Genomic DNA, 22,652 nt, shown 5'->3' with positions numbered 1-22,652 from the left:
CCCGCCGTGCCCCGCTTCAGTCTGATCGTGCCCTGTTTCAAGGTGCAGGGCTTTCTGCGCGAGTGCCTGGACTCGGTGCTCGACCAGTCCTTCGGCGACTTCGAGCTGATCGCCGTGGACGACTGCTCCCCGGACGGCTCCGGCGCGATCCTGGACGAGTACGCCGAGCGCGACCCGCGCGTGAGGGTGCTGCACCTGCCGGAGAACGTGGGCCTCGGCCGCGCCCGCAACGCGGGCATGCCGCACGCCACCGGCGACTACCTCTTCTTCCTGGACAGCGACGACACCCTCACCCCGGGGGCGCTGCGGGCCGTGGCCGACCGGCTCGCCGAGGCCGAGGACCCGGACGTGCTCGTCTTCGACTACGCGCGCACCTACTGGTGGGGCGGCACCCGGCGCAACGTCCTCGCGCACGTGCTGGCCGAGGCCCCCGGCACGTTCGCCGTCTCGGAGTACCCGCAGATCCTCGACCTGCTGATGGTGGTCTGGAACAAGGTCTACCGGCGGGACTTCGTCACGGCGGGCGGCTTCGAGTTCCCGCCCGGCTACTACGAGGACACCCCCTGGACCTTCCCGGTGATGCTCAGCGCCCGCCGGATCGCCGCCCTGGACCGCATCTGCCTGAACTACCGGCAGCGCCGGCAGGGCAACATCCTGTCCACCACCAGCCGCAAGCACTTCGACATCCACGACCAGTACGAGCGGGTCTTCGCGTTCGTGGCCGAGCGGCCGGAGCTGGCGGACTGGCGGCCGTACCTGCACCGCAAGATGGGCGAGCACTGCCTGGACATCCTGGCCAAGCCGGACCGGCTGCCGCCCGCCGACAAGGCCGAGTTCTTCCGGCGTACGGCGGAGATGTTCCGCCGCCACCGGCCCGAGGGCGCCCCGGTGGACGGCGAGGTCGCCGTGCTGACCGGTTCCTGGACCGGGTACCGGATCAAGCGGCAGGCGGCGCGGGCCGGGCGGGAGGCGGCCCGGCGGGCGGACCGGGCGCGCCGCGCGGCCGCGGGGCGGGCCCGCTCCGGCTGGACGGCCCTGCACGCGCACCGGCCGCTCGACCCGCAGCTGGTGGTCTACTCGGCGTCCTCGCACCGGGGTCTGCTCGGCGACCCGGCGGCGATCTACCGCAAGGCCCGGGAGATCGCCCCCGAGGTGCGCGGGGTGTGGGTGGTGCGGGACGCGGAGACGGCCGCGCAGCTGCCGCCCGACGTGGAGCACGTGACCGTCGGCTCGCGGCGCTACCTGGAGATCACCGCGCGCGCGAAGTTCTTCGTGAACGACGTCAACTGGCCCGGTGCGCTGGCCAAACGGCCCGGCAGCGTGCACATCCACACCCACCAGGGCACCCCGCTGAAGTACGTGGGCGCCGACCTGCTCGACAAGCCGGGCGCCCGCCTCGGCTTCGACGTGCCGCAGATGCTGCGCCGGGCCGACCGCTGGGACTACAGCCTGGTCGCCAACCACCACTCCGAGCTGGTCTGGGAGCGGGCCTACCCGTGCCACTTCACCTCGGTGCGCACCGGCAGCCCGCGCAACGACGTGCTGGTGGCCGGCGGCGCCGGCGACTTCCGGGAGCGGCACGGCATCCCGGCGGACCACACGGTCGTGCTGTACGCGCCGACCCGCCGGGACTACCGCCGGGGCGGGCACGTGGACCGGATCGACCTGGCCCGGTTCGCGGCCGACCTCGGCGAGGGGCACACGCTGGTGGTCCGGCTGCACCCGTCGCTGGCGAACGGCCCCGCGCGGGGCATGGGCCTCGCGGAGCTGGCCCGGCGCCGGATCGTGGTCGACGCGACCGACGAACCCCACCTGACCGACGTGCTGCTCGCGGCGGACGCGCTGGTCACCGACTACTCGTCCGTCATGTTCGACTACGCCGTCCTGGACCGCCCGATCGTGGTGCACGCCGACGACTGGCCGGCGTTCACGGCGAGCCGGGGCGCCTATCTCGACATCACGGCCGAGCCGCCCGGCCATGTCTCGTCCTCCTACCGGGAGCTGGCCTGGCTGTTCGCCTCGGGCGCGTGGCGGGACGAGGAGTCGGCGCGGCTGCGCGCGGACTTCCGGGCCCGGTTCTGCGCGTACGAGGACGGGCAGGCCGCCGAACGGGTGGTACGGACGCTGCTGCTGGGCGAGCCGCTGTCCGGCCCGGAGCCGGTACGGATCCCGGGGCAGGTGTCGGCACCGGACGCGCTGACGTCGGCGTAGGACATGCGGTGGGGCCGGCCCCTGTCAGGACCGGCCCCGCCGCTACTGGCTGCTCGCTGCTCGCTACTGGCTCGGCGATTACTCGATGACCAGGTCGACGTCGATGTTGCCGCGGGTGGCGTTGGAGTACGGGCAGACCTGGTGAGCGGTCTCGACCAGCTTGCGGCCGGTCTCCTGGTCCACGGTCTCCGGCAGCTCGATGCGGAGGGTGACCTTCAGCCCGAAGCCCTCGCCCTGCTTGCCTATGCCGACCTCGGCGGTCACGGCCGCGTCGCTCACGTCGACCTTGGCCTGGCGGCCGACGAGACCGAGGGCGCTGCCGAAGCAGGCGGCGTACCCGGCGGCGAAGAGCTGCTCGGGGTTGGTGCCCTGACCGTTGCCGCCCAGCTCCACCGGCATGGCCAGGGCGAGGTCGATCGTGCCGTCGGAGGAGACGGCACGGCCCTCGCGGCCGTGGGTGGCGGTGGCGACGGCGGTGTAGAGCGCGTCCATGAAGACCATCCCTCTCGGGTGTGCGGTTCGTTGTGTCCACAAGTAGAGCACACAATTAAGTTGTGCACAACTAAATGGCTCGCAAGAGCTATCCTGGAGGCATGACCGAACTCGAGTGGCTGCGCCTGGACCGCCAGATCTGCTTCTCGCTGCACGCGGCGTCCCGCGCCTTCAACGGCGTCTACCGCGTGATCCTCAAGGACCTCGGGCTCACCTACCCCCAGTACCTGGTGATGCTGGTGCTGTGGGAACAGGGCGACCTGCCGGTCAAGAAGCTCGGCGAACAGCTGCGGCTCGACTCCGGCACGCTGTCCCCGCTGGTCAAGCGGCTGGAGGGGGCCGGTCTGGTGCGGCGCGAGCGCAGCGCCCAGGACGAGCGCTCGGTCCTGGTCCACCTCACCGACGAGGGCGCGGCACTGCGCGAGCGGGCGCTGGAGGTGCCCCGCCGGATCATGTCGGCGACCGGCTTCGACCTGTCCGAGATCGTCGACCTGCGCGCCCGGCTGGACCAGCTCACCACCGCTCTGGACGCGGCGGCGGAGGCGGAGGCGCGGGCGGCGCGCTGACCGGGCGGACGTAGAGCCGTACGGTCACCCCGCCCCGCACCGCTTCGCCCCGGGCCACGAACTCCTGCCGGAGCACGGCCGCCTTCACCCGCTCCACGGGGTTGCGCGGTGCCCAGCGGCCGGCGAGCACCCTCCGGTCCGCGACGACCCACACCCGGTCCACCCCCGCCAGCCTGCGCCGCACCTCGGCCGCCCCGGCCTCCACCCCGTACAACGTCCCCGACTCGTCCGCCCCCGCCGCCAACGCCACGTCCCGCGTCCCACGGAACGCCCCCGGATACGTGAGCGCCACGTTCCGCATCTGCACCGGCAGATACAGCACGGAGTCGCCGGGGCCCAGCTTGCGCGCGGCGACACGAGAGACAGCGGCGAGATCGTCGGGCCGCCGCCCGGGGTCCCGGTCCTTCTGGAGGAGGGGGAACTGGTGGAGGAGGGAGAAGGCGAGGGCCAGGACGCCGGTGAGGGTGAGGTACGGCGACCGCGGCAGGGGGGACCTTCTCGGGCGACCACCGGGCCGCACGCGCCCGACGAGCCCCGCCACCCGCTCAGCCCCCGAAGCGACCAACAGCGGCGCCCCCGACAGCGCGTACAGCACATACCGGTCCACATACAGCGGCGACACCTGCGACGCCAGCATCAACACCACCGGCGGCACCACGACCACCGGCAACCCCACCCCCGCACAGGTGACCTCCCCCCGCCGCCCCACCAGCCCCGCCAGTCCCACCACAGCCAGCCCGAGGCACACCCAGAACACCTCGTCCGTCGGCCCCAGAAACCCCCGCAGCAACCTTTCCGCGGTATCCGCCGTAGGCGCCCTCAGCCATGCCACCTGCGCCGCCTGCCCCCGCGACACCACCACCATCGGCACCAGCGCGAGTACGACGGACCCCGCCGCACCCGCCCACCCCCTCCACACCCGCCGCTCGGCCCGCGCCAGCGCGAGCGACACCGCGTGGGCGAGGAGCAGCAGCACCGCGAACTCGTGCAGCCAGCAGGTGAGTCCGAGGACGGCGCCGTAGGGCCACCAGGAACCACCCCCGACGCCCCGGACGAACAGCAGCGTCGCGGCCGTGGCGCCGGCCGCGACGAGCGCGTAGGAGCGGCCTTCCTGGGCGTAGTGACCGGCCATCGGCGTGACGGCGTACAGCAGTCCGGCCCACAGGCCCACCCGCGGCCGGACCAGCCGGGTGCCGAGAGCGGCCACCAGCGCCGCCGTGCCGGCCGCCGCGCACACCGACGGCAGCCGGAGGGCGACCTCGCCGGGGTGGACGGCGAGGACGGCGTGCAGCAGCAGGTAGTACAGGCCGTGCACCGCGTCCACGTCGTGCAGCAGATGCCAGATCTGCGGCACGGTACGGCGCCCGACCTGGAGGCTGACGGCCTCGTCGCGCCACATGCCGCCCCGGTCGAGCCCCCAGAGCCCGAGCGCGAGCATCACGAGCGCGGGCACGCCCATGGCGGCGGCCCGGGTCAGCCGCGTCCCGGCGGGTACCGGTGCCCGATGCGGGGGGTGGCTCGTTGCACCGGTCGGTACGCCAGTGGTCGCTCCAGCCGACCGACGCGACTGGGGTTTCGCAGGAAGCCCGACGTTCACCATGGCCCGATCTCTTGCGATTAGCCAATATTTGCGGTTGTTGACGGCGTATCAGCATCGATACACCATCCGCACGACTTAGGCTCCCATGTGATGAACCGTCTCCGCGTCACCCCCGGCCCGGTCCTCACTCTGACCGCCATCTGGCTCACCACCCGTGCCCTGATGCTGTGGCTGCTCACGCACGGCGGCGCCCGGCTGCTCGGCGGCGGTTCGGTGACCCGGGAGGTGTGGCGGCTCTACTTCCACTGGTACGGCGTCCTCGCGCACGGCTCGTTCCCGGCGCACGACACGCTGTGGCAGTACCCGCCGGGTGCGGGCGCGGTGCTGCTGGCGCCGGGCCTGCTGCCGGGCCTGACGTACTTCGAGGCGTTCGTGCTGCTCACGCTGGCCGTGGACGCGCTGACCGTGGCGGCGCTGGTCCGTGCGGGCGCCCGGCCCGGGCGCAGCCTGCTCGGCGCGGCCCTGTGGACCGGCGGCCTGCCGCTGCTGCTGCACCTGCCGCTCGCCCGGTACGACGTCCAGGTCACCGCGCTGGCCGTGCTGTCCCTGCTGGCCTCGGCACGCTCCCCGCGCGCGGGCGGCGTGTTCGGGGCGCTGGGCGCGCTGGTGAAGGTGTGGCCGGCGCTGGTGCTGCTGGGCACGCCCCGCGGGCGGCCGACGCGCACGGCGTGGGCGTGGGCGGTGTGGACCGGGGCCGCGTGTCTCGCCCTGCTCGCGGCTTGCTTCACCCACCCCCTGTCCTTCCTGCGGGAACAGGGCGGCCGGGGTGTGCAGATCGAGTCGCTCGGCGGTACGGCGCTCAATCTGGCCCGGCAGGCCGGCTGGCCGGGCCGGGCCCGCTACCAGTACGGCGCGATGGAGATGGTCGGCCCGCACGTGCACGCCGTCGCCACCGCCTCCCTCGCGCTGACGGCGGTCTCCCTCGGGCTGCTGGTGCTGTGGCGGGTGCGGGCCCGGCACTGGACCGAGGCCACGCCGTACGACGCGGCGCTGAGCGCGGTGCTGCTGTTCACGGTCACCAGCCGGGTGATCAGCCCGCAGTACATGATCTGGCTGATCGGGCTGGCCGCCGTGTGCCTGACCTCGCGGCACACCAGCCAGCGGCCGGTGGCGGTGCTGATCCTGGCGGCGTCCGCGCTGAGCACCGTGGTGTTCCCGATGTACTACCGCGAGGTGATCGACGGCACCTGGGCCGGGGTCCTGCTGATGCTGGCCCGGAACGGGCTGCTGACGGCCGCCGCCGTGCTGTCCTTCGCGCGGTTGTGGCGGGCCGCGCGGCCGCCGGCCGGAAAGTCCGTACCGACGACGCAACCCCGGCCGGGTTCCGACCGTCTTCCGGAGCGAGCACTAAGCCTCTCTTAACGGGGTATTACCGAATATTCGTACGCTCCCGGCCCGTGGACCCCATGCATCCAGAACCGCCAGAACCCTCAGAAGCGCCTGAACCGCACCCGGCACCGGCGCCTCAGGCAGCCGTCGTCGTCATCGGCTACAACGACCGCGCCCATGTGGGCGATGCGGTGCGTTCGGCGCTGGCGCAGGGGCCCGCGGTCGCCGAGGTGATCGCCGTCGACGACTGCTCCACCGACGGCAGTGCGGAACTGCTCGCCCGGCTGGCCGCCGACGAGCCACGGCTGCGGGTGGTGCGCCGGAGCGTGAACAGCGGCGGCTGCGGCAGTCCGCGCAACACCGGGATCGACGCGGCGACGGCGCCGTACGTGATGTTCCTGGACAGCGACGACGTGCTGCCGCCCGGCGCGGTGGACGCGCTGCTGGCAGCGGCCACCGAGGCGCGCGCCGAGGTCGCGAGCGGCCTGTGCGTGCGCCGGGAGCTGCCCTCGGGACGTGAACAGTCCTGGCAGGCGCCCCTGTACACGGAGCACACCGTCCTGGCCGGCCCCGCCCAGCGCCCCCGCCTGGTCCACGACACGCTGTGCGTCAACAAGCTGTACCGCACCGACTTCCTGCGCGATCACGGCATCCGCTTCCCCGAGGGCCGCTTCCTCTACGAGGACATCGTCTTCACCGCGCGCGTGCTGGCCACCGGCCCGCGCATCGCGCTCGTACCGGACCGGGTGTACGTGTGGCAGGTACGCCGGTCGGCCGAGCGGCTGTCGCTCTCGCTGGACCGGGGGCACGTCGACAACTGGGCGGCGCGCGTCGAGGCGTGCGCGCTGGCGTACGACATTCTGCTGGGCGCCGGGCAGAAGGAGCTGGCGCGGGCGGCACGCGCCAAGTTCCTCGACCACGAGGTGCGGATGTACGCCCGCGAGCTGGGGTTGCGCGACGCGCACTACCGGCGTGCGTGGTGGGCGCGCACCCGGGAGCACCTCGCGCGCTACGACGCGGCCGACTGGGAGCTGAACCCCGCCGCGCCCGGCCGCCTGATCGGCCGGGTCGTCCTGGAGTCGCCCGAGCCGCGCGACCTGCCCCGCCTGCGGGAACTCGCCGCCCGCCCGGCGCGCATGCTCCCGCCGTACGCCCGCACGGCCGACGGAACCCCGGTCTGGTCTCCCGACCTCCCCCAGGTCTCGCTGGCCCCCCTGCTGGACCGGCCCGTCCCCACGCTCCCGCTCGCGGTGGACGCGGAACTGCGCCCCCGCGCGGGTGCCTCGGTGCTGCGCCTGCGCTTGCACGAGCTGTACGGCAGGGTGGCCGAGGCGGACCCGCGCGAGGTGGACGTGGAGTGGCACGCGCGCGACGACGACCGTACGCGCGGGCGCACGACGGTGGCACTCACGCCCTGCGGCCCGGACACCGCGGACGCCACGGACGCCACGGACGCCGCGGACGCCGCGGGCACCTGGTCGGCCCAGGTTCCCGTCGACCTGGCGGGGCTCGGTTCGGGCACCTGGGACCTGCGGCTGACGCTCCGCTTCGCGGACGGCGAGCAGCGGGAGGTCACGGCGCACGCCCTCACGGGCGCCGGCCGACTACGCCGCCGCGCCGTCCCGAGCGCCGTGCACGGCGTACTCCTGGCACAGCCGTACGCCACGCACTCCGGCGCACTGGCGGTGCGGGTGGCGACGGGCCTGAGCGGAGTGCTGAGGGTGCTCCGCGGCCGGCTGCGCCGCCTGCTTCACTGAGACACGGGCCGACCGAAGAACGACGAGGGGATGGCCGCACATGACCTGGCTGATCACCGGCGGCGCCGGATACATCGGGGCGCACGTCGTCCGCGCGATGACCGAGGCGGGTGAGCGCACGGTCGTCTACGACGACCTGTCCACGGGGGTCGCCGAGCGCGTACCGGCCGAGGTCCCGCTGGTGCGCGGCTCGACCCTGGACGCGGAGCGGGTGACCCGCGCCCTCGCCGAGCACGGGATCACCGGGGTCGTCCATCTGGCGGCGAAGAAGCAGGTGGGCGAGTCGATGGAGCGCCCGCTGCACTACTACCGGGAGAACGTCGAGGGTCTGCGTGTCCTGCTGGAGGCGGTGACGGCGGCCCGGATCCCGTCCTTCCTCTTCTCCTCCTCGGCGGCCGTGTACGGCATGCCCGACGTCGGCCTGGTGACCGAGGAGACCCCCTGCCGGCCGCTGTCCCCCTACGGCGAGACGAAACTGGCCGGCGAATGGCTGGTGAGCGCCACGGGCCGGGCGACCGGCCTCGCCACGGCGTCGCTGCGCTACTTCAACGTGGCCGGCGCGGCTACCCCCGAACTCGCCGACACCGGCGTGTCCAACCTGATCCCGATGGTCTTCGAGCGGCTCACGGAGGGCGCGGCGCCACGGATCTTCGGCGACGACTACCCGACGCCCGACGGCACGTGCGTCCGCGACTACATCCACGTGGCCGACCTGGCCGAGGCCCACGTGACCGTCGCCCGCGCGCTGCGCTCCGCGCCGGGTGCCGACCTGACCTTCAACATCGGCCGCGGGGAGGGGGTGTCGGTCCGCGAGATGATCGACCGTGTCAACGCGGTCACCGGCTACAACCGCCCCCCGACCGTCACCCCGCGCCGCCCCGGCGACCCCGCCCGCGTGGTCGCCTCGGCCAGCCGCATCGCCACGGAACTGGGCTGGCACGCCAAGTACGACGTCCAGGACATGATCACGTCGGCATGGGAGGGCTGGGTGCGACTGCACCCGGAAGCGGCGCGGTCGTAGGCAACGCGCCGTGGGGGCCATGGTCCGTCGCCGGCTGAGGCTGCGCCGCAGGGCGGCTCACAACGCCTTCAGCGCACCCGCCGTAGCCCGCGCCAGCTTCTCCAGATACCCCTTCGGCAGCTTCGGGGACCGTACCACCACCGAGCGCCAGTACAGCGGACCGGAGATCAGATCGAGCACCAGCTCGGGGTCAAGTCCCGCCGGCACCTCCCCGCGCGCCTCCGCCGCCGCCACGATCCGGCTGGCCACCCCCTCCTGACCGTCCCGCAGCGCCTTCTGGAAGGCCTCCGCGAGGTCGGGATTGCGGGCCGCCTCGGCCTGGAGGTCGGGGATGATCTGGGACGCCACGGGGTGCCGGAGGGCGCGGGACGTGACCTCGTACAGCAGCCGCAGGTCACCCTCCAGTGAGCCGGTGTCCGGCACCGGGAACCCGGTCACCGCCAGCGCCGACACCACGTCCAGAACCAGGTGGAGCTTCGACCGCCACCGCCGGTACACCGCCGTCTTGCCGACCCCGGCCCGGCGGGCGATCCCCTCGATGGACATGCGGGCGTAGCCGACGGCGGCCAGCTCCTCGAAGACGGCCGCCCGGATGGCCTCGGTCACGTCCTCCCGGAGCACGGCAGCCCCGGCGGGCGCCCGGCGGCGCGGACGCGCCGGCGGCTCGTCGGCGGACTCGGCGGCGTTCGTCGTCATACCGCACAGCATAGGGGCGTCACGACGAAACGGTTGCGTTCCGACGTCCGTTGCGCCTACGCTCACGTTGCGACGATACGGTCCCGTCCCGACGTAAGAGAACGTGAAGAGAAGCGTAAGGAAACGCCGGGCGACGGCCACGAACGCGACGATCCCGGCGAAAGTCGGACGCAGCACCCCCGCCCCCGAGCGAAAGCAGCGGATGTGAGCCAGGTCCTCCACACACCGCCCCCGACCCAGGCCCCGGCCGCCGACGACCTCGCGGCGCTGGCCGCCCGGCACGGCCTGTCGGTCAGCGGGGCCCGCCCCTCCCTGCCGGAGTACGTCCGCCGGCTGTGGGCCCGCCGCCACTTCATCAGCGCCTTCGCCACCGCCAAGCTCACCGCGCAGTACAGCCAGGCGAAGCTCGGCCAGGTCTGGCAGGTCATGACCCCGCTGCTGAACGCGGCGGTCTACTACTTCATCTTCGGCGTGCTGCTCGGCACCAAGCACAACGTGCCCGACTACGTGCCGTTCCTGGTCACGGGCGTTTTCATCTGGACGTTCACGCAAAGCTCGATCATGGCGGGCACCCGCGCCATCTCCGGCAACCTCGGCCTCGTCCGCGCCCTGCACTTCCCGCGCGCCGCCCTGCCGATCTCCTTCGCGCTCCAGCAGCTCCAGCAGCTGCTGTTCTCGATGGCCGCGCTGATCGTCATCCTGCTCTGCTTCGGGGTTCCGGTCGCCGCCTCCTGGGTGCTGGCGCTCCCGGCCCTGGTGCTCCAGTTCACGTTCAACGCCGGGGTGTCCATGATCGTGGCGCGGATGGGTGCCAGGACCCCGGACATCGCCCAGCTCATGCCGTTCGTGCTGCGCACGTGGATGTACGTGTCCGGCGTGATGTGGAGCATCGACAAGCTGGCCAGGAAAGACGACCTGCCGCACATCGTCACCGTCCTGCTGGAGCTCAACCCGGCCGCGGTCTACATCGACCTCATGCGGTTCGCGCTGATCGACAGCTTCCACGCGCACCAGCTGCCCCCGCACGTGTGGGCGGTGGCCACCGGCTGGGCCCTGCTCGCCGGCATCGGCGGCTTCATCTACTTCTGGAAGGCTGAGGAGACGTACGGCCGTGGCTGAGAACGTGAACGACAAGGTCCCCACCGTCGTCGCCGACCGCGTCGACATCGTCTACCGGGTCAACGGCACCGGCGCGGGCCGCGGCTCCGCCACCGCCGCCCTCAACCGCATCCTGCGCCGCGAGCAGACCGAGCGGGCGGCCGGCGTACGCCGGGTGCACGCGGTGAAGAAAGTGTCGTTCGTCGCCTACAAGGGTGAGGCGATCGGGCTCATCGGGACCAACGGCTCCGGCAAGTCGACCCTGCTGAAGGCGGTCGCGGGCCTGCTCCCGGTGGAGAACGGGCACATCTACACCGACGGCCAGCCCTCCCTGCTGGGCGTCAACGCGGCCCTGATGAACGACCTCACGGGCGAGCGGAACGTCTTCCTCGGCGGCCTCGCCATGGGCATGACCCGGGAACAGATCAAGGAGCGCTACCAGGACATCGTGGACTTCTCCGGGATCAACGAGAAGGGCGACTTCATCACCCTGCCGATGCGCACCTACTCCTCCGGCATGGCCGCCCGGCTCCGCTTCTCCATCGCCGCCGCCAAGGACCACGACGTCCTGCTCATCGACGAGGCCCTGGCCACCGGCGACCGTTCCTTCCAGAAGCGCTCCGAGGCGCGGATCCGGGAACTGCGGCAGCGCGCGGGCACGGTGTTCCTGGTCAGCCACAACAACAAGTCCATCCGGGACACCTGCGAGCGGGTCCTGTGGCTGGAGCGCGGCGAACTGCGCATGGACGGGCCGACCGAGGAGGTCATGAAGGAGTACGAGGCCTTCACCGGCGACAAGAAACCGGCCCCGAAGAAGCCCGCACCGAAGGCTGCCGCCACAAAAACGGACACATCGCAACCGGACGCGCCGAAAGTCGCTCTTCCTTCCTGAGTCAGCCCTTACGCCAAGCGCAGTTATCCCTTTCATCCGCTTAATGACAGTATGTTATGAAGGGTGCGCCCGGAGACCGCGAGCCGAAGGAGTCCACTGCGATGCCCCAGCTGAGTGTGATCGTCTACGGGCCGAACGCACAGGGGCATCTGACCGAGCTTCTGGACTCCCTGGAGGCCCACCCGCTCGCCGACGCCGAGGTGATCGTCGCCGCGGTCGGCGACTGGGCCCGGGAGACGGCCGAGGGCCACGCCCCCGAGACGATCGTCGTACCGCTGCCGGACGGCACGGGTGACCCGGCGGCCAGGGCGGCCGGCGCCGCCCGCGCCTCCGGCCGCTGGCTGCACTTCGTCCACGCCAAGGACGGCCTGCCGGCCGGCGCGCCCCGCCTGATCGCCGAACGGACCGCCGAACTGGACGCCGCGGCCGCCACAGCCGCCCCGGAGCCCCCCGAGCCCGTCGACGTCCTCCTCTTCGACCACGTCACCACCACCTGGCAGACCGCCGCCCGCCCCTCCCGCGACGGCCGCCACCTCGCCGCCGTCGGCCGGGCGGCCCTGCCCCTGCACGAGGCCGTCGACCTGCTGCGACTCACCCCGCTGCTCGGCAACCGCGCCCTGCTCGCCGCCTTCTGGCAGGCCCACGAGGAGCAGCTGAACACCGACGACGAGCCGCGCGCCGCCCACGCGGCCCTGCTGCACGCCGGCCGCGTCGCCTGCCTGAACCAGCCGGCGTACGACCACCGCGTACTGCGCCCCGAGAGCCTGCCGCCGCGCGCCCCCGAGGACCGGCTCGCGCTCATCGACCGCTACGAGTCCCTGCTCCCGCTCACCAGGGACCGCCGCGGCCCCCACACGGTGCTGTACGACCTGATGGTGCGCGACCTGCTGCGCACCTTCGCCCGCGAGGACCTGCCCGCCCCGGTGGCCCGCGAGTTCTTCCACCGCGCCTCCCTGGCCGCGGTCCGCTGGCGTCCCGAGGGCCACCGGCGCCCGGCGGGCCTGGAGGGCGTACGGCACTCGCTGCTGGAGGAGGGCGCCTACGCCAAGTACCGCGCGTTCCAGGCGGCCAACCGCACCCGCCGCGCCGCCCGCAAGGCCGTACGGACCCGCAAGCGGCGCCTCGGCGCCAAGGTCCGCGACCACCAGTACCAGCGCGCCCTCGGCCGCCCCCTGGACCCCAACCTCGCCGTTTTCGCGGCCTACTGGGACCGCGGGGTCGCCTGCAACCCCGCCGCGATCGCCGCGAAACTCGCCGAACTCGCCCCGCACATCCACCCGGTGTGGGTGGTGAACAAGGAGAACGCGGCCCTGCTGCCGCCCGGCACCGACCACGTCGTCCCCGGTACCCGCCGCTACTGGGAGACCCTGGCCACCGCCACGTACCTGACGAACAACGTCAACTTCCCGAACGCGGTGGTCAAACGCCCGGGCTCCATCCACCTCCAGACCCACCACGGCACCCCGCTCAAACGCATGGGCATGGACCAGATGGACCACCCGGCCGCCGCCAAGGGCCTGGACTTCGCCGCCCTGCTGGCCCGGATCGACAAGTGGGACTACAGCGTCAGCGCCAACAGCCACTCCACCCGCATGTGGGAGCGCGCCTACCCGTCCCGCTACACCTCGCTGGACTACGGCTATCCGCGCAACGACGTCTTCTACACCGCCACGGCAGCCGACGTCCGCGCCGCCCGCGAGCGCCTCGGCATCGCCCCCGGCAGGACCGCCGTCCTCTACGCCCCCACCCACCGCGACTACGAGGCCGGCTTCACCCCCCGCCTCGACCTCGCCGCCCTCGCCGACCGCCTCGGCGAGGACACCGTCCTGCTGGTCCGCGCCCACTACTTCTACGGCGGCGCCGCCTCCCCGCTGACCGGCCTGCGCCGCTCCGGCCGGATCATCGACGTCTCCTCCTACGACCCCGTCGAGGAACTCTGCCTGGCCGCCGACGCGCTGGTCACGGACTACTCCTCGATCATGTTCGACTACGCCAACCTGGACCGCCCGATCGTCGTCTACGCCGACGACTGGGAGACGTACCGCACCACCCGCGGCGTCTACTTCGACCTGATGGCCGAACACCCCGGCCAGGTCGCCCGCACCCAGGAGGAACTCGCGGAGATCTTCGTCTCCGGCGCCTGGCGCGACGACAGCGCGGCCAAGGCGCGGGCCGCGTTCCGGCGCCGGTTCTGCGAGTACGACGACGGGCGCGCCGCCGAACGGGTCGTACGCCGGGTGTTCCTGGGCGAACCGGAGGAGTCGCTGCCACCCGTGCTCCCCATCGAGGACCGCACCCCCGCCCCGACGCCCGAGGAGGCCACGGCATGACCATCCCCGACGTCACGGTCACGGTCATCGTCTTCAACGACGCGGCCCGCCTCCCCCGCGCGGTCGCCTCGCTGCGCGCCCAGACGCACGCGAACATCGAGATCGTCATCAGCGACGACCACTCGACCGACGACACCCCGCGGGTGGCCCGGGAGCTGGCCGCCCAGGACCACCGCATCCGCTACATCCGGCTGCCGGAGAACAGCGGCGGGTGCAGCGCACCGCGCAACCGGGCCATCGAGATCGCCCGGGCGCCGTACCTGATGTTCCTCGACAGCGACGACGAACTGCCGCCGCGGGCCGTGGAGCTGCTGCTCGCCGCGCACCGGGAGCGGGAGGTGGACTTCGCCATGGGCGCGGTCCGCCGGGTCCGGGTGGACAACGGCCGCCGCTCGACCTGGATGCCGCACCTGGTCAGCGAGCGCCGCACGGTCGAGGGCATCGAGCAGGACCCCCGTCTCCTCTTCGAGCACCTGTCGACCAGCAAGATGTACGCCCGCGCCTTCCTGGACCGCCACCAGCTGCGCTTCCCCGAGGGCATCCACTACGAGGACCAGCTGTTCTCGGCGCAGGCGTACTGCCTGGCGAAGGCGTTCACGATCATCCCGGAGCCGGTGTACGTCTGGTACATCGAGCCGTTCGCCGCGGCGGCCTCCGCCTCCATCTCCAACCAGCGGCACAAGATCTCCAACGTGCGCGACCGGGTGCATGTGCAGCGGCTGATCGACGACTTCCTGGTGAGCAGCGGGCACGCGGGGCTGCGGGAGGACAAGGACTACAAGTTCCTCAAGCACGACTTCCGGATGTACGCGGGCGACCTGCCGTACCGGGACGAGGAGTGGCTGGCGTCCTTCGCGGACATCATGAACCCCTACCTGGACACGCTCTCCCCCGACGCCTACGCCCGGCTGCCCCGCGCCGAGCGGGTGGTGCTGGAGCTGCTGCGGGACGGCCGCACGGCCGAGGCCCGGCTGGCGGCACGCGGGCTGGGGCACGCGGTGGCGCCGCGGCAGGTGACCACGGACGGTACAGGGGTCCCGTACTGGGGCGACAGGGTCCCGTCGACGGACCGCGCCCGCCGCGAACTGGACGTGTCCGAGCTGGAGTTGGACACACGGCCCTTCCCCACGGCCCACTTCCGCCACGAGATCACGGAGCTGACACCCGGCCCCGGCGCCTCGTTGACCCTCACGATCCGCACGTACGACCCCGGCCTGCGCCTGCCGGTCGGCCCCCAGCGCGCGTCCCTGCTCCTCACCCCCGGCAGACGCCGCATGACGGTGCCCTTCCGCCTGGACCCGGTCCGCCCGGGCGTCTTCGAAGGCACGGTCCGCCTGGACCTCGCGTCGGCCCCGGTCCCGCTGCACGGCTTCGCGGGCGTACGACACCCCCTGCTCCGCCTGGACCAGCAGGGCCTGTCCAACTCGGCCCTGCTCCTCGCCCCGCTGGACTTCCCGACCCGCACGATCCGCATCCCCTACCACTCCGGCGCCGCCCCCCACCAGGTGACCCTCGAACCAGAGTCCCGCAACCCCGGCCGCCTACAGCTCCGCTGGACTCCGGTGGGGGTGACGGCCCAGGTCACCCGACCTCTGATCCGCAGGATCGCCCGGCCCCGGGTACGGAGCGCTGCGCGGCTGGTGGCGAGTGCGCTGAAGTAAGGGGCGTTTCGGAGCGCCGGCGCCCCTTCGGGGCGCTACAGCTCAGGGCACCACTCGGTACAGGGTCTGGCCGCCCGGGCCCACCGCCACCGTGCGGAGCCACGGCGCCGGGCTGCCCCCCACGACCCATTTCACCCCGTACTCCCGCAGAATCCCCCGCCGCTCCGCACCCCCCGTCGCCGTCGAGAAGTACCGCTCCACCGCCGCCTCCCTCCGCCCCGCATCCGAAAGGAACACATCGGGATACCCCGGCGCCACGGTGTACGCCCCGTACGCCGGGATCTGCCGAGCCGGAAACGTACGAGCCATCACCACATCCCCGTACCGCACCCCCGCCCGCACGATCCACTGGTACCCCACCCACGGCACCCGGTACTTCTCCGCGACCACCCCCGGCAGCGCGTCCCGCGGCACCACGTACCCGAGCGTCCCGGCCTGCGTCCACGCCCCGGCCGCCAGCGCGGCGAGCAGCAGGCACGCCCACCCCCTCCGCACCACGGCCCGCCCCGCCGATACCACCTCGACCGCGGCCGCGAGCTGCGCCGGGACGAGCGCGGCGGGCAGGGCGCGGCCCCAGGAGTAGTGGCCGGTGAGGCCCCCGGCCGCGAACACCAGCGCGCCGGACAGGAAGAAGAGGACCAGCGGGTCGCGGTGGTCCCGGCGCCAGCGGAAGCCCAGCGCCACCACCCCGAGCAGTACGAACCCGAACCGCGCGGCCAGGTCCTCGTACAGCGGCCGGTGGATGGCCTCCAGGTCCGCGCCGGCGGAGAACAGCGCGAAGAAGTCGTAGTACGGCCAGAGCCACAGCACCACCAGCCCCAGGAGCAGCCCGGAGCCGAGCCGGAGCAGCACACCGCGCGCCGGCCGTGCCGCGAGCACCATGGCCAGCCCGCCCAACGACGCCACGACACCCGTGAACTGGTGGCACAGCAGGATCAGCGCCCACAGCACGCCCAGGCCCAGGCACGCCCCCCGTCCGGCGGCCGAGCCGCGCACCGTCCGCGTCAGCCAGGACCAGAAGTGGAAGGTGAGCCCGAGCGCGAACACGCTGGGGTACGACACCGTCAGCGCGAGGGAGTTCAGCCCGAGGAAGCCGCTCCAGTTGAACAGCAGCGGGCCCCAGAGGAGCAGCAGGCTCAGGAAGGCCAGCGCGGGGGCGGCGCGGTGGTCGCTGAGGGTGCGGACGTAGCGCCGTACCCCGGTCACCAGCAGGCCCAGTCCGGCGAGCGCGGCCAGGCGCAGGACCACGAAGACCGACAGGCCCGTCACCTTGGCGACGGTGCCGAGCAGCAGCATCCAGGGTGAGTAGTACGGGCTCGGCGTGTCGGCGTCGACCAGCGGGTTCCCGGGGTGCAGCAGGCTGTGCCCCAGGCGCTGGACGGTTGCCGCGTGCATGCCGAGGTCGCCCGCCCAGGGGAGGCGGACGACGACCAGGAGCAGCAGCACCACGACGAGCGCGGCGGCGATCTGCGGCAGCTCCCGGCCGGCGCGCGACGCGGAGCTGCTCGATGGTGCCGTGGGGCTCACCTGTTCGGTGTCGGACGGCGCGGTGTGCACACCGTCGACCCTAAAGCAGGCGCCCCCGGTGCACTGCCGGGGGCGCCTGTCGTGTCGTACCGCTACGAGTGCGTGCGCAGCAGCGTCCGCATCGTCCGCATCGCCACCGACAGGTTGGCGAGGTCGAAGGAGTCCGACCCGCGGATCTCGTCCAGCGTGGTGCGCGCCCGGCTCAGGATCGCGCTGTTCTTCTGCTCCCAGGCCTTGAACCGCTGCTCCGGCGTCGAGGTCCCGTTGCCCACCGCGAGGATGTCCGCGGTGAGGGCCGCGTGGGCCGCGTACAGGTCCTCGCGGATGGAGGCGCGGGCCATGGACTGCCAGCGGTCGGCGCGGGGCAGCTCGATGATGCGGTCCATGAGCTGGGTGATGTGCAGCCGGTCGGCGAGGTCGTAGTAGACCTCGGCGACGTCCAGCGGCTCCTTGCCCATGCGGTCGGCCACCGACACGATGTCCAGGCTCGGGAAGGCGGAGGAGAAGCCGGCCACGCGGGTGGCGAGTTCGTCCGGGACTCCGGCCGCGGACAGCTCGTCGTACACGTGCTGGTACCACTCCAGGTCCGCGCCGCGCAGCAGCTTCGGCAGCTCCTGCCAGACCCGCTCGACCCGCTCGGCGAAGAACTCGACCGTCTCGGCGAGCTGCAGCGGCTGCGGCCGGTTGTTGAGCAGCCAGCGGGTGCCGCGCTCGACCAGGCGGCGCGAGTGGAGGCGGATGCGGGTCTGGACGGCGGCGTCGACCTTGTTGTCCAGGGCCTCGACCGCGTCCCACACCGGTGCCGAGCAGAAGATCGCGCGGGCCGCGGTCTGGGCGCGGACGATCTCCTCCAGGGAGGCTCCGGTCTCCTCGCGCAGCCGGTGCAGATACGTCGTACCGCCCGTGTTGACCGTGTCGTTGACCAGCACGGTCGTGGTGATCTCGCGGCGCAGCGGGTGGTTGTCGATCGCCTCGGCGAACCGCTCGCGCAGGGCCGTCGGGAAGTAGGCGTGCAGCAGGCCGCGCAGGTACGGGTCGTCCGGCAGCGAGGTGTGCAGCAGCTCCTCGGCGACCGTGATCTTCGTGTACGCCAGGACGACGGCCGTCTCCGGGCCGGTCAGACCCTGGCCACCGGCGAGGCGCTCGCGGATCTGACGGTCGGTGGGCAGGAACTCCAGCGCCCGGTCCAGGTGGCCCTCGCGCACCAGGTGGCGGATGAACCGCTGCTGGGCGTGGAGCATGTCCTTGGCCTGGAACAGGGCGTTGGCCAGGGCGGTGTTCTGCGCGTAGTTGTTGCGCAGGACCAGCGCGCCGACCTCGTCGGTCATCTCGGCGAGCAGCTTGTTGCGCTGCTTGACGGTCATGTCGCCGTCCGCGACCAGGCCGTTCAGCAGGATCTTGATGTTCACCTCGTGGTCGGAGGTGTCCACACCGGCGCTGTTGTCGATCGCGTCGGTGTTGATCCGGCCGCCGTGCAGCGCGAACTCGATCCGGCCGAGCTGGGTCAGGCCCAGGTTGCCGCCCTCGCCGACGACCTTGACCCTGAGGTCCTTGCCGTCGACGCGGATCGCGTCGTTGGCCTTGTCGCCGACGTCGGCGTTCGACTCCGTGGACGCCTTCACGTACGTGCCGATGCCGCCGTTCCACAGCAGGTCCACCGGCGCCTTGAGGATCGTCTTCATCAGGTCCGCCGGGGTCATCTTGGTGACCTTGCCCTCGATGCCGAGGGCCTCGCGGATGTGGCTGTTGAGCGGGATCGACTTGGCCGTGCGCGGGAAGATCCCGCCGCCCGCCGACAGCAGATCGGTGTTGTAGTCGGCCCAGCTGGAGCGGGGCAGCTCGAACAGGCGGCGGCGCTCGGCGTAGGAAACGGCCGCGTCCGGGGTGGGGTCGATGAAGATGTGCCGGTGGTCGAAGGCGGCGACCAGGCGGATGTGCTCGGAGAGCAGCATGCCGTTGCCGAACACGTCACCGGACATGTCACCGATGCCGACGACCGTGAAGTCCTCGCTCTGCGTGTCCACGCCCAGCTCGCGGAAGTGCCGCTTGACGGACTCCCAGGCGCCACGCGCGGTGATGCCCATGCCCTTGTGGTCGTAGCCGGCCGAACCGCCGGAGGCGAAGGCGTCGCCGAGCCAGAAGTTGTAGGTGTTCGCGACCTCGTTGGCGATGTCCGAGAAGGTCGCGGTGCCCTTGTCGGCGGCGACCACCAGGTAGGTGTCGTCGCCGTCGTGCCGGACCACGTCCTGCGGCGGCACGACCTCGCCGGCCACCATGTTGTCGGTGATGTCCAGCAGCGCCGAGATGAACGTCTTGTAGCTGGCGATGCCCTCGGCGAGCCACGCGTCGCGGTCCACGCCCGGGTCCGGCAGCTGCTTGGCGACGAAGCCGCCCTTGGCGCCGACCGGCACGATGACGGTGTTCTTCACCATCTGCGCCTTGACCAGGCCGAGGATCTCGGTGCGGAAGTCCTCACGCCGGTCGGACCAGCGCAGACCACCGCGTGCGACCTTGCCGAAGCGCAGGTGCACGCCCTCCACGCGCGGCGAGTACACCCAGATCTCGTACGCCGGGCGCGGCGCGGGCAGGTCCGGGATGGCCTGCGGGTCGAACTTCATGGAGACGTAGTCGTGCGGCTGGCCGCCGAGCGCCTCCTGGAAGAAGTTGGTGCGCAGGGTCGCCTTGATGACGGTCAGGAAGGACCGCAGGATGCGGTCCTCGTCCAGGCTGGCCACCTGCTCCAGGGCCGCGTCCAGCTCCTCCAGCAGGGCGTCGGTGATCTCCAGGCCGGCCTGCTGCCGGTCCGGGGACATCCGCGCCTCGAACAGGGAGACCAGCAGCCGGGTGGTGTGGACGTTGTTGCGGAGGGTGTCCTCCATGTAGTCCTGCGAGAAGGTCGAGCCGGCCTGCCGCAGGTACTTGGCGTAGGCGCGCAGCACCATCGCCTGCCGCCAGTTCAGCCCGGCGCTCAGCACCAGGGCGTTGAAGCCGTCGTTCTCGGCCTTGCCGGTCCAGGTCGCGGCGAACGCGTCCTGGAACCGCTCGCGGGCGTCGTCGCCGGCGTATTCCCCGCTGACGCTCACCGCCTTGGGCATGCGCAGACCGAAGTCGTAGATCCAGGCGGTGGTGCGGTCGGCGCAGCGCAGTTCGTACGGCCGCTCGTCGGTGACCTCGACGCCGAGCCGGCTCAGCACCGGCAGCACCTTGGAGAGGGAGACCGAGCCGCCCTTCTGGTAGATCTTGAAGCGGCGCTCGTCGGGCGCGGCGCCCACCGGCTCGTACAGGCTCAGCGAGAAGGTCTTGTCCTCGCCGAGCTGCTCCATGTGGACCAGGTCGGCGACCGCCGCGCGCGGGCTGTGGTCGGCCTTGTAGCCCTCGGGGAAGGCGTGGTTGTAGCGGCGCAGCACCTCGGCCGCGCGCTCCTCGCCGCACTCGGCGGTCAGCGCCTCGGCGAACGCGTCGGCCCAGGAGCGGGCCGCCTCGACCAGGCGGGCCTCGATGCGTTCCTTGTCGCTGTCCGACAGCTCGGGCAGCTCGGTGCCCTGCGGGACCCGGACGACGAAGTGCAGCCGGGACAGGATCGACTCGGTGTTCCAGGCGGTGAAGTCGACGCTGGTGCCGCCCAGCTCCTCCTTCAGGATGTCGATGATCCTGAGGCGGACGCCGGTGGTGTAGCGGTCGCGCGGGAGGTAGACGAGGGCCGAGTAGTAGCGGCCGTACTCGTCCTGGCGCAGGTACAGCCGCAGCCGGCGGCGTTCCTGCAGGTAGAGCACGCTCGTGACGATGGACTGCAGTTCGGCGACCGGGGTCTGGAACAGCTCGTCGCGCGGGTAGGTCTCCAGGATCTGGAGCAGGTCGCGGCCGTCGTGGCTGTTGGGCGAGAACCCGGCGCGCTCCAGCACCTCGTCCACCTTGCGGCGGATGACGGGGACGCGGCGCACGGACTCGGTGTAGGCGGCGGAGGAGAACAGGCCGAGGAAGCGGCGCTCACCGACGACGTTGCCGTCCGCGTCGAACTTCTTGACGCCGATGTAGTCCAGGTACGACGGCCGGTGCACGGTGGCCCGGCTGTTGGCCTTGGTCAGCACCAGCAGCTTGTGCTCGCGGGCCTTGGCGCGGGCGTCGGCCGGGAGCCGCTCGAAGGACGGGCTGACGGGGTGCTGGTCGTCCTGCGCGTGGTGCGGGTCCGAGCGCAGTATGCCGAGACCGGTGCCGGGGACGGCGGCGAGGGTGTCGTCGTCGCGCAGCTGGTACTCGCGGTAGCCGAGGAAGGTGAAGTGGTCCGCGGCCAGCCAGTGCAGCAGCTCGCGGGCCTCCTCGACCTCGGGCCGGGGCAGGTCGCCGGGGACGGGCTCGCTCTCCAGGTCGTCGGCGATCCGGGTCGCCGCGTCCCGCATCTTCTCCCAGTCCTCGACGGCCTCGCGGACGTCGGACAGGACGCGCAGCAGGTCGGCGGTGATCTGCTTGAGGTCGGCGCGGTCGGTCTCCCGGTCGATCTCGACGTGGATCCAGGACTCGATGTGCGCGTCGTGCGGGAGGTCGCCGGTGAGCCCGGTGGACTGGGTCGGCAGCACCTCGATCAGCTTGCCGGTCAGATCGCGCCGGACGACGAACTGCGGGTGGATGACGACGTGGATGCCACGCCCCTGCCGGGTCAGCTCATTGGTGACCGAGTCGACGAGGAAGGGCATGTCGTCGGTGACGACCTCCACGACGGTGTGGCTGCAGGTCCACCCGTTCTCCTCCACGGTGGGGGTGTGCACCCGGACGTTCGCGGTGCCCTGCGGGCGGTTCTCGGCGAGACGGTAGTGCGAGACCGCGGCGCCGAAGACGTCGACCGGGTCGCGGTCGGCGAGGTCTTCCGGGGCGGTGTGCAGGTAGTAACGCTGGAGGAACGCGAGCACGGATTCGCTGTCCGGGGTGCCGGGGGTGCCCTCGCTCGTCGTCCCGGTCGGTAGGTGCCCCCCGACCGGGCTGTTCTCAGCTACCCGGGCGGCCCGTTCGAGCAGCTCGGCCTTGGCTTCGTCCAGCTTGGTCTGCATTGTCCTCTGGCTCCTGTCGCGCGCCGTTGCGTGACGTAGAAGGAAGTACGGTCTCTTTCCCTCCGGCTCGACGCCACGGCCCGGGGTGTCCGGTCCGATCCGACGCTATGCCGCGAGGTGAGATGAGCGGGGGGTATTCGGCCATTCTCGGCATGCCCGTCGACTGCGACGCTGCGCTCGGCACCGCCGTGTCCCGGAGCGTCCTCGGCGTCCTGGGGGCGTCGGCGCCCCCGTCCCGCCCGCGAAGACCAGCGACCGCCGCCCGGTCACGGAGGTGTTCCGTGCAACCCGGGCGCAGGGCAGGAGCAGGATCGCCCCCGCGAGCTATCGCGCTGATCACGCCACAAGGCTATCGCCACTTACCCGGGGCCCGTCATGAGCCGTATGTGTACAAAACCGAGGGGTGAAGTTTGACGTTCTGCACAGCGGC

The 22,652-nt window shown here is 72.1% G+C and carries 14 protein-coding genes; 9 read left to right on the top strand and 5 right to left on the bottom strand.

What is annotated here, in order from left to right; all coding sequences use genetic code 11:
• Positions 1-6 precede the first annotated feature (6 nt).
• Positions 7-2,211, top strand: coding sequence for a bifunctional glycosyltransferase/CDP-glycerol:glycerophosphate glycerophosphotransferase (locus tag ACZ4U1_RS06010; RefSeq protein WP_467900184.1), 2,205 nt, complete (start codon positions 7-9; stop codon positions 2,209-2,211).
• Between the two features lie 78 nt (positions 2,212-2,289).
• Here ACZ4U1_RS06010 and ACZ4U1_RS06005 read toward each other — a convergent pair whose 3' ends face one another.
• Positions 2,290-2,703 carry an organic hydroperoxide resistance protein gene (locus ACZ4U1_RS06005; RefSeq protein ID WP_467900181.1) on the bottom strand — a complete coding sequence of 138 codons (414 nt, stop codon included), beginning with the start codon at positions 2,701-2,703 and terminating at the stop codon, positions 2,290-2,292.
• A 74-nt stretch (positions 2,704-2,777) separates the two neighbouring features.
• Between ACZ4U1_RS06005 and ACZ4U1_RS06000 the strand changes: the two genes are divergently transcribed.
• Positions 2,778-3,269 carry a MarR family winged helix-turn-helix transcriptional regulator gene (locus ACZ4U1_RS06000; RefSeq protein WP_467900179.1) on the top strand — a complete coding sequence of 164 codons (492 nt, stop codon included), beginning with the start codon at positions 2,778-2,780 and terminating at the stop codon, positions 3,267-3,269.
• On the opposite strand, the gene ACZ4U1_RS05995 is transcribed toward ACZ4U1_RS06000, so the two are convergent.
• Positions 3,217-4,728, bottom strand: a complete 1,512-nt coding sequence (locus ACZ4U1_RS05995) for a glycosyltransferase family 39 protein (protein ID WP_467900176.1) — start codon at positions 4,726-4,728, stop codon at positions 3,217-3,219. The two genes, ACZ4U1_RS06000 and ACZ4U1_RS05995, sit on opposite strands and share 53 nt — an antisense overlap.
• 231 nt (positions 4,729-4,959) lie before the next feature.
• Between ACZ4U1_RS05995 and ACZ4U1_RS05990 the strand changes: the two genes are divergently transcribed.
• From ACZ4U1_RS05990 to galE, 3 genes are read left to right on the top strand one after another with little or no spacing between them, the layout of a single operon-like run.
• Complete coding sequence (locus tag ACZ4U1_RS05990) at positions 4,960-6,231, top strand: glycosyltransferase 87 family protein (protein ID WP_467900174.1); 1,272 nt, start codon at positions 4,960-4,962, stop codon at positions 6,229-6,231.
• A 44-nt stretch (positions 6,232-6,275) separates the two neighbouring features.
• Entirely contained in the window at positions 6,276-7,955 is a 1,680-nt protein-coding gene (locus tag ACZ4U1_RS05985; RefSeq protein ID WP_467901437.1) for a glycosyltransferase family 2 protein, read from the top strand.
• 40 nt (positions 7,956-7,995) lie between these two features.
• Positions 7,996-8,976, top strand: a complete 981-nt coding sequence (gene galE / locus ACZ4U1_RS05980) for a UDP-glucose 4-epimerase GalE (protein ID WP_467900171.1) — start codon at positions 7,996-7,998, stop codon at positions 8,974-8,976.
• Positions 8,977-9,033: 57 nt separating this feature from the next.
• Here the strand turns inward: galE and ACZ4U1_RS05975 are convergent, their stop codons facing one another.
• Entirely contained in the window at positions 9,034-9,672 is a 639-nt protein-coding gene (locus ACZ4U1_RS05975; RefSeq protein ID WP_467900169.1) for a TetR/AcrR family transcriptional regulator, read from the bottom strand.
• Positions 9,673-9,876: 204 nt separating this feature from the next.
• On the opposite strand from ACZ4U1_RS05975, the gene ACZ4U1_RS05970 reads away from it, so the two are divergent.
• From ACZ4U1_RS05970 to ACZ4U1_RS05955, 4 genes are all read left to right on the top strand, one after another.
• Positions 9,877-10,791, top strand: a complete 915-nt coding sequence (locus tag ACZ4U1_RS05970) for an ABC transporter permease (protein WP_467900166.1) — start codon at positions 9,877-9,879, stop codon at positions 10,789-10,791.
• Complete coding sequence (locus ACZ4U1_RS05965; protein ID WP_467900164.1) at positions 10,784-11,662, top strand: ABC transporter ATP-binding protein; 879 nt, start codon at positions 10,784-10,786, stop codon at positions 11,660-11,662. Before ACZ4U1_RS05970 ends, ACZ4U1_RS05965 begins: the two co-directional genes overlap by 8 nt.
• A gap of 101 nt (positions 11,663-11,763) precedes the next feature.
• Entirely contained in the window at positions 11,764-13,992 is a 2,229-nt protein-coding gene (locus ACZ4U1_RS05960) for a CDP-glycerol glycerophosphotransferase family protein (protein WP_467900163.1), read from the top strand.
• Positions 13,989-15,653 (top strand): glycosyltransferase family 2 protein, encoded by a 1,665-nt coding sequence (locus tag ACZ4U1_RS05955; protein WP_467900161.1) that lies wholly within the window; start codon positions 13,989-13,991, stop codon positions 15,651-15,653. Before ACZ4U1_RS05960 ends, ACZ4U1_RS05955 begins: the two co-directional genes overlap by 4 nt.
• Positions 15,654-15,695: 42 nt before the next feature.
• Here the strand turns inward: ACZ4U1_RS05955 and ACZ4U1_RS05950 are convergent, their stop codons facing one another.
• The gene (locus ACZ4U1_RS05950) at positions 15,696-17,129 is read right to left on the bottom strand and encodes a hypothetical protein (protein ID WP_467901435.1); all 1,434 of its coding nucleotides are present in this window, start codon (positions 17,127-17,129) and stop codon (positions 15,696-15,698) included.
• 143 nt (positions 17,130-17,272) lie between these two features.
• Entirely contained in the window at positions 17,273-22,222 is a 4,950-nt protein-coding gene (locus tag ACZ4U1_RS05945) for an NAD-glutamate dehydrogenase (protein ID WP_467900159.1), read from the bottom strand.
• Positions 22,223-22,652: the final 430 nt, after the last annotated feature.

The sequence above is a fragment of the Streptomyces sp. NPDC028928 genome, from assembly GCF_055564915.1.
The sequence above is the reverse complement of the archived record's forward strand: the minus strand, read 5'-3'. Positions and strand labels throughout refer to the sequence as shown.

Excerpts from the sequence above, each read along its gene's own strand:
- ACZ4U1_RS06005 (WP_467900181.1), bottom strand. The coding sequence starts at position 2,703 with ATGGACGCGCTCTACACCGCCGTCGCCACCGCCACCCACGGCCGCGAG.
- galE (WP_467900171.1), top strand. The coding sequence starts at position 7,996 with ATGACCTGGCTGATCACCGGCGGCGCCGGATACATCGGGGCGCACGTC.
- ACZ4U1_RS06000 (WP_467900179.1), top strand. The coding sequence starts at position 2,778 with ATGGCTCGCAAGAGCTATCCTGGAGGCATGACCGAACTCGAGTGGCTG.
- ACZ4U1_RS05990 (WP_467900174.1), top strand. The coding sequence starts at position 4,960 with ATGAACCGTCTCCGCGTCACCCCCGGCCCGGTCCTCACTCTGACCGCC.
- ACZ4U1_RS05945 (WP_467900159.1), bottom strand. The coding sequence starts at position 22,222 with ATGCAGACCAAGCTGGACGAAGCCAAGGCCGAGCTGCTCGAACGGGCC.
- ACZ4U1_RS05995 (WP_467900176.1), bottom strand. The coding sequence starts at position 4,728 with ATGGGCGTGCCCGCGCTCGTGATGCTCGCGCTCGGGCTCTGGGGGCTC.
- ACZ4U1_RS05960 (WP_467900163.1), top strand. The coding sequence starts at position 11,764 with ATGCCCCAGCTGAGTGTGATCGTCTACGGGCCGAACGCACAGGGGCAT.
- ACZ4U1_RS05975 (WP_467900169.1), bottom strand. The coding sequence starts at position 9,672 with ATGACGACGAACGCCGCCGAGTCCGCCGACGAGCCGCCGGCGCGTCCG.
- ACZ4U1_RS05985 (WP_467901437.1), top strand. The coding sequence starts at position 6,276 with ATGCATCCAGAACCGCCAGAACCCTCAGAAGCGCCTGAACCGCACCCG.
- ACZ4U1_RS05955 (WP_467900161.1), top strand. The coding sequence starts at position 13,989 with ATGACCATCCCCGACGTCACGGTCACGGTCATCGTCTTCAACGACGCG.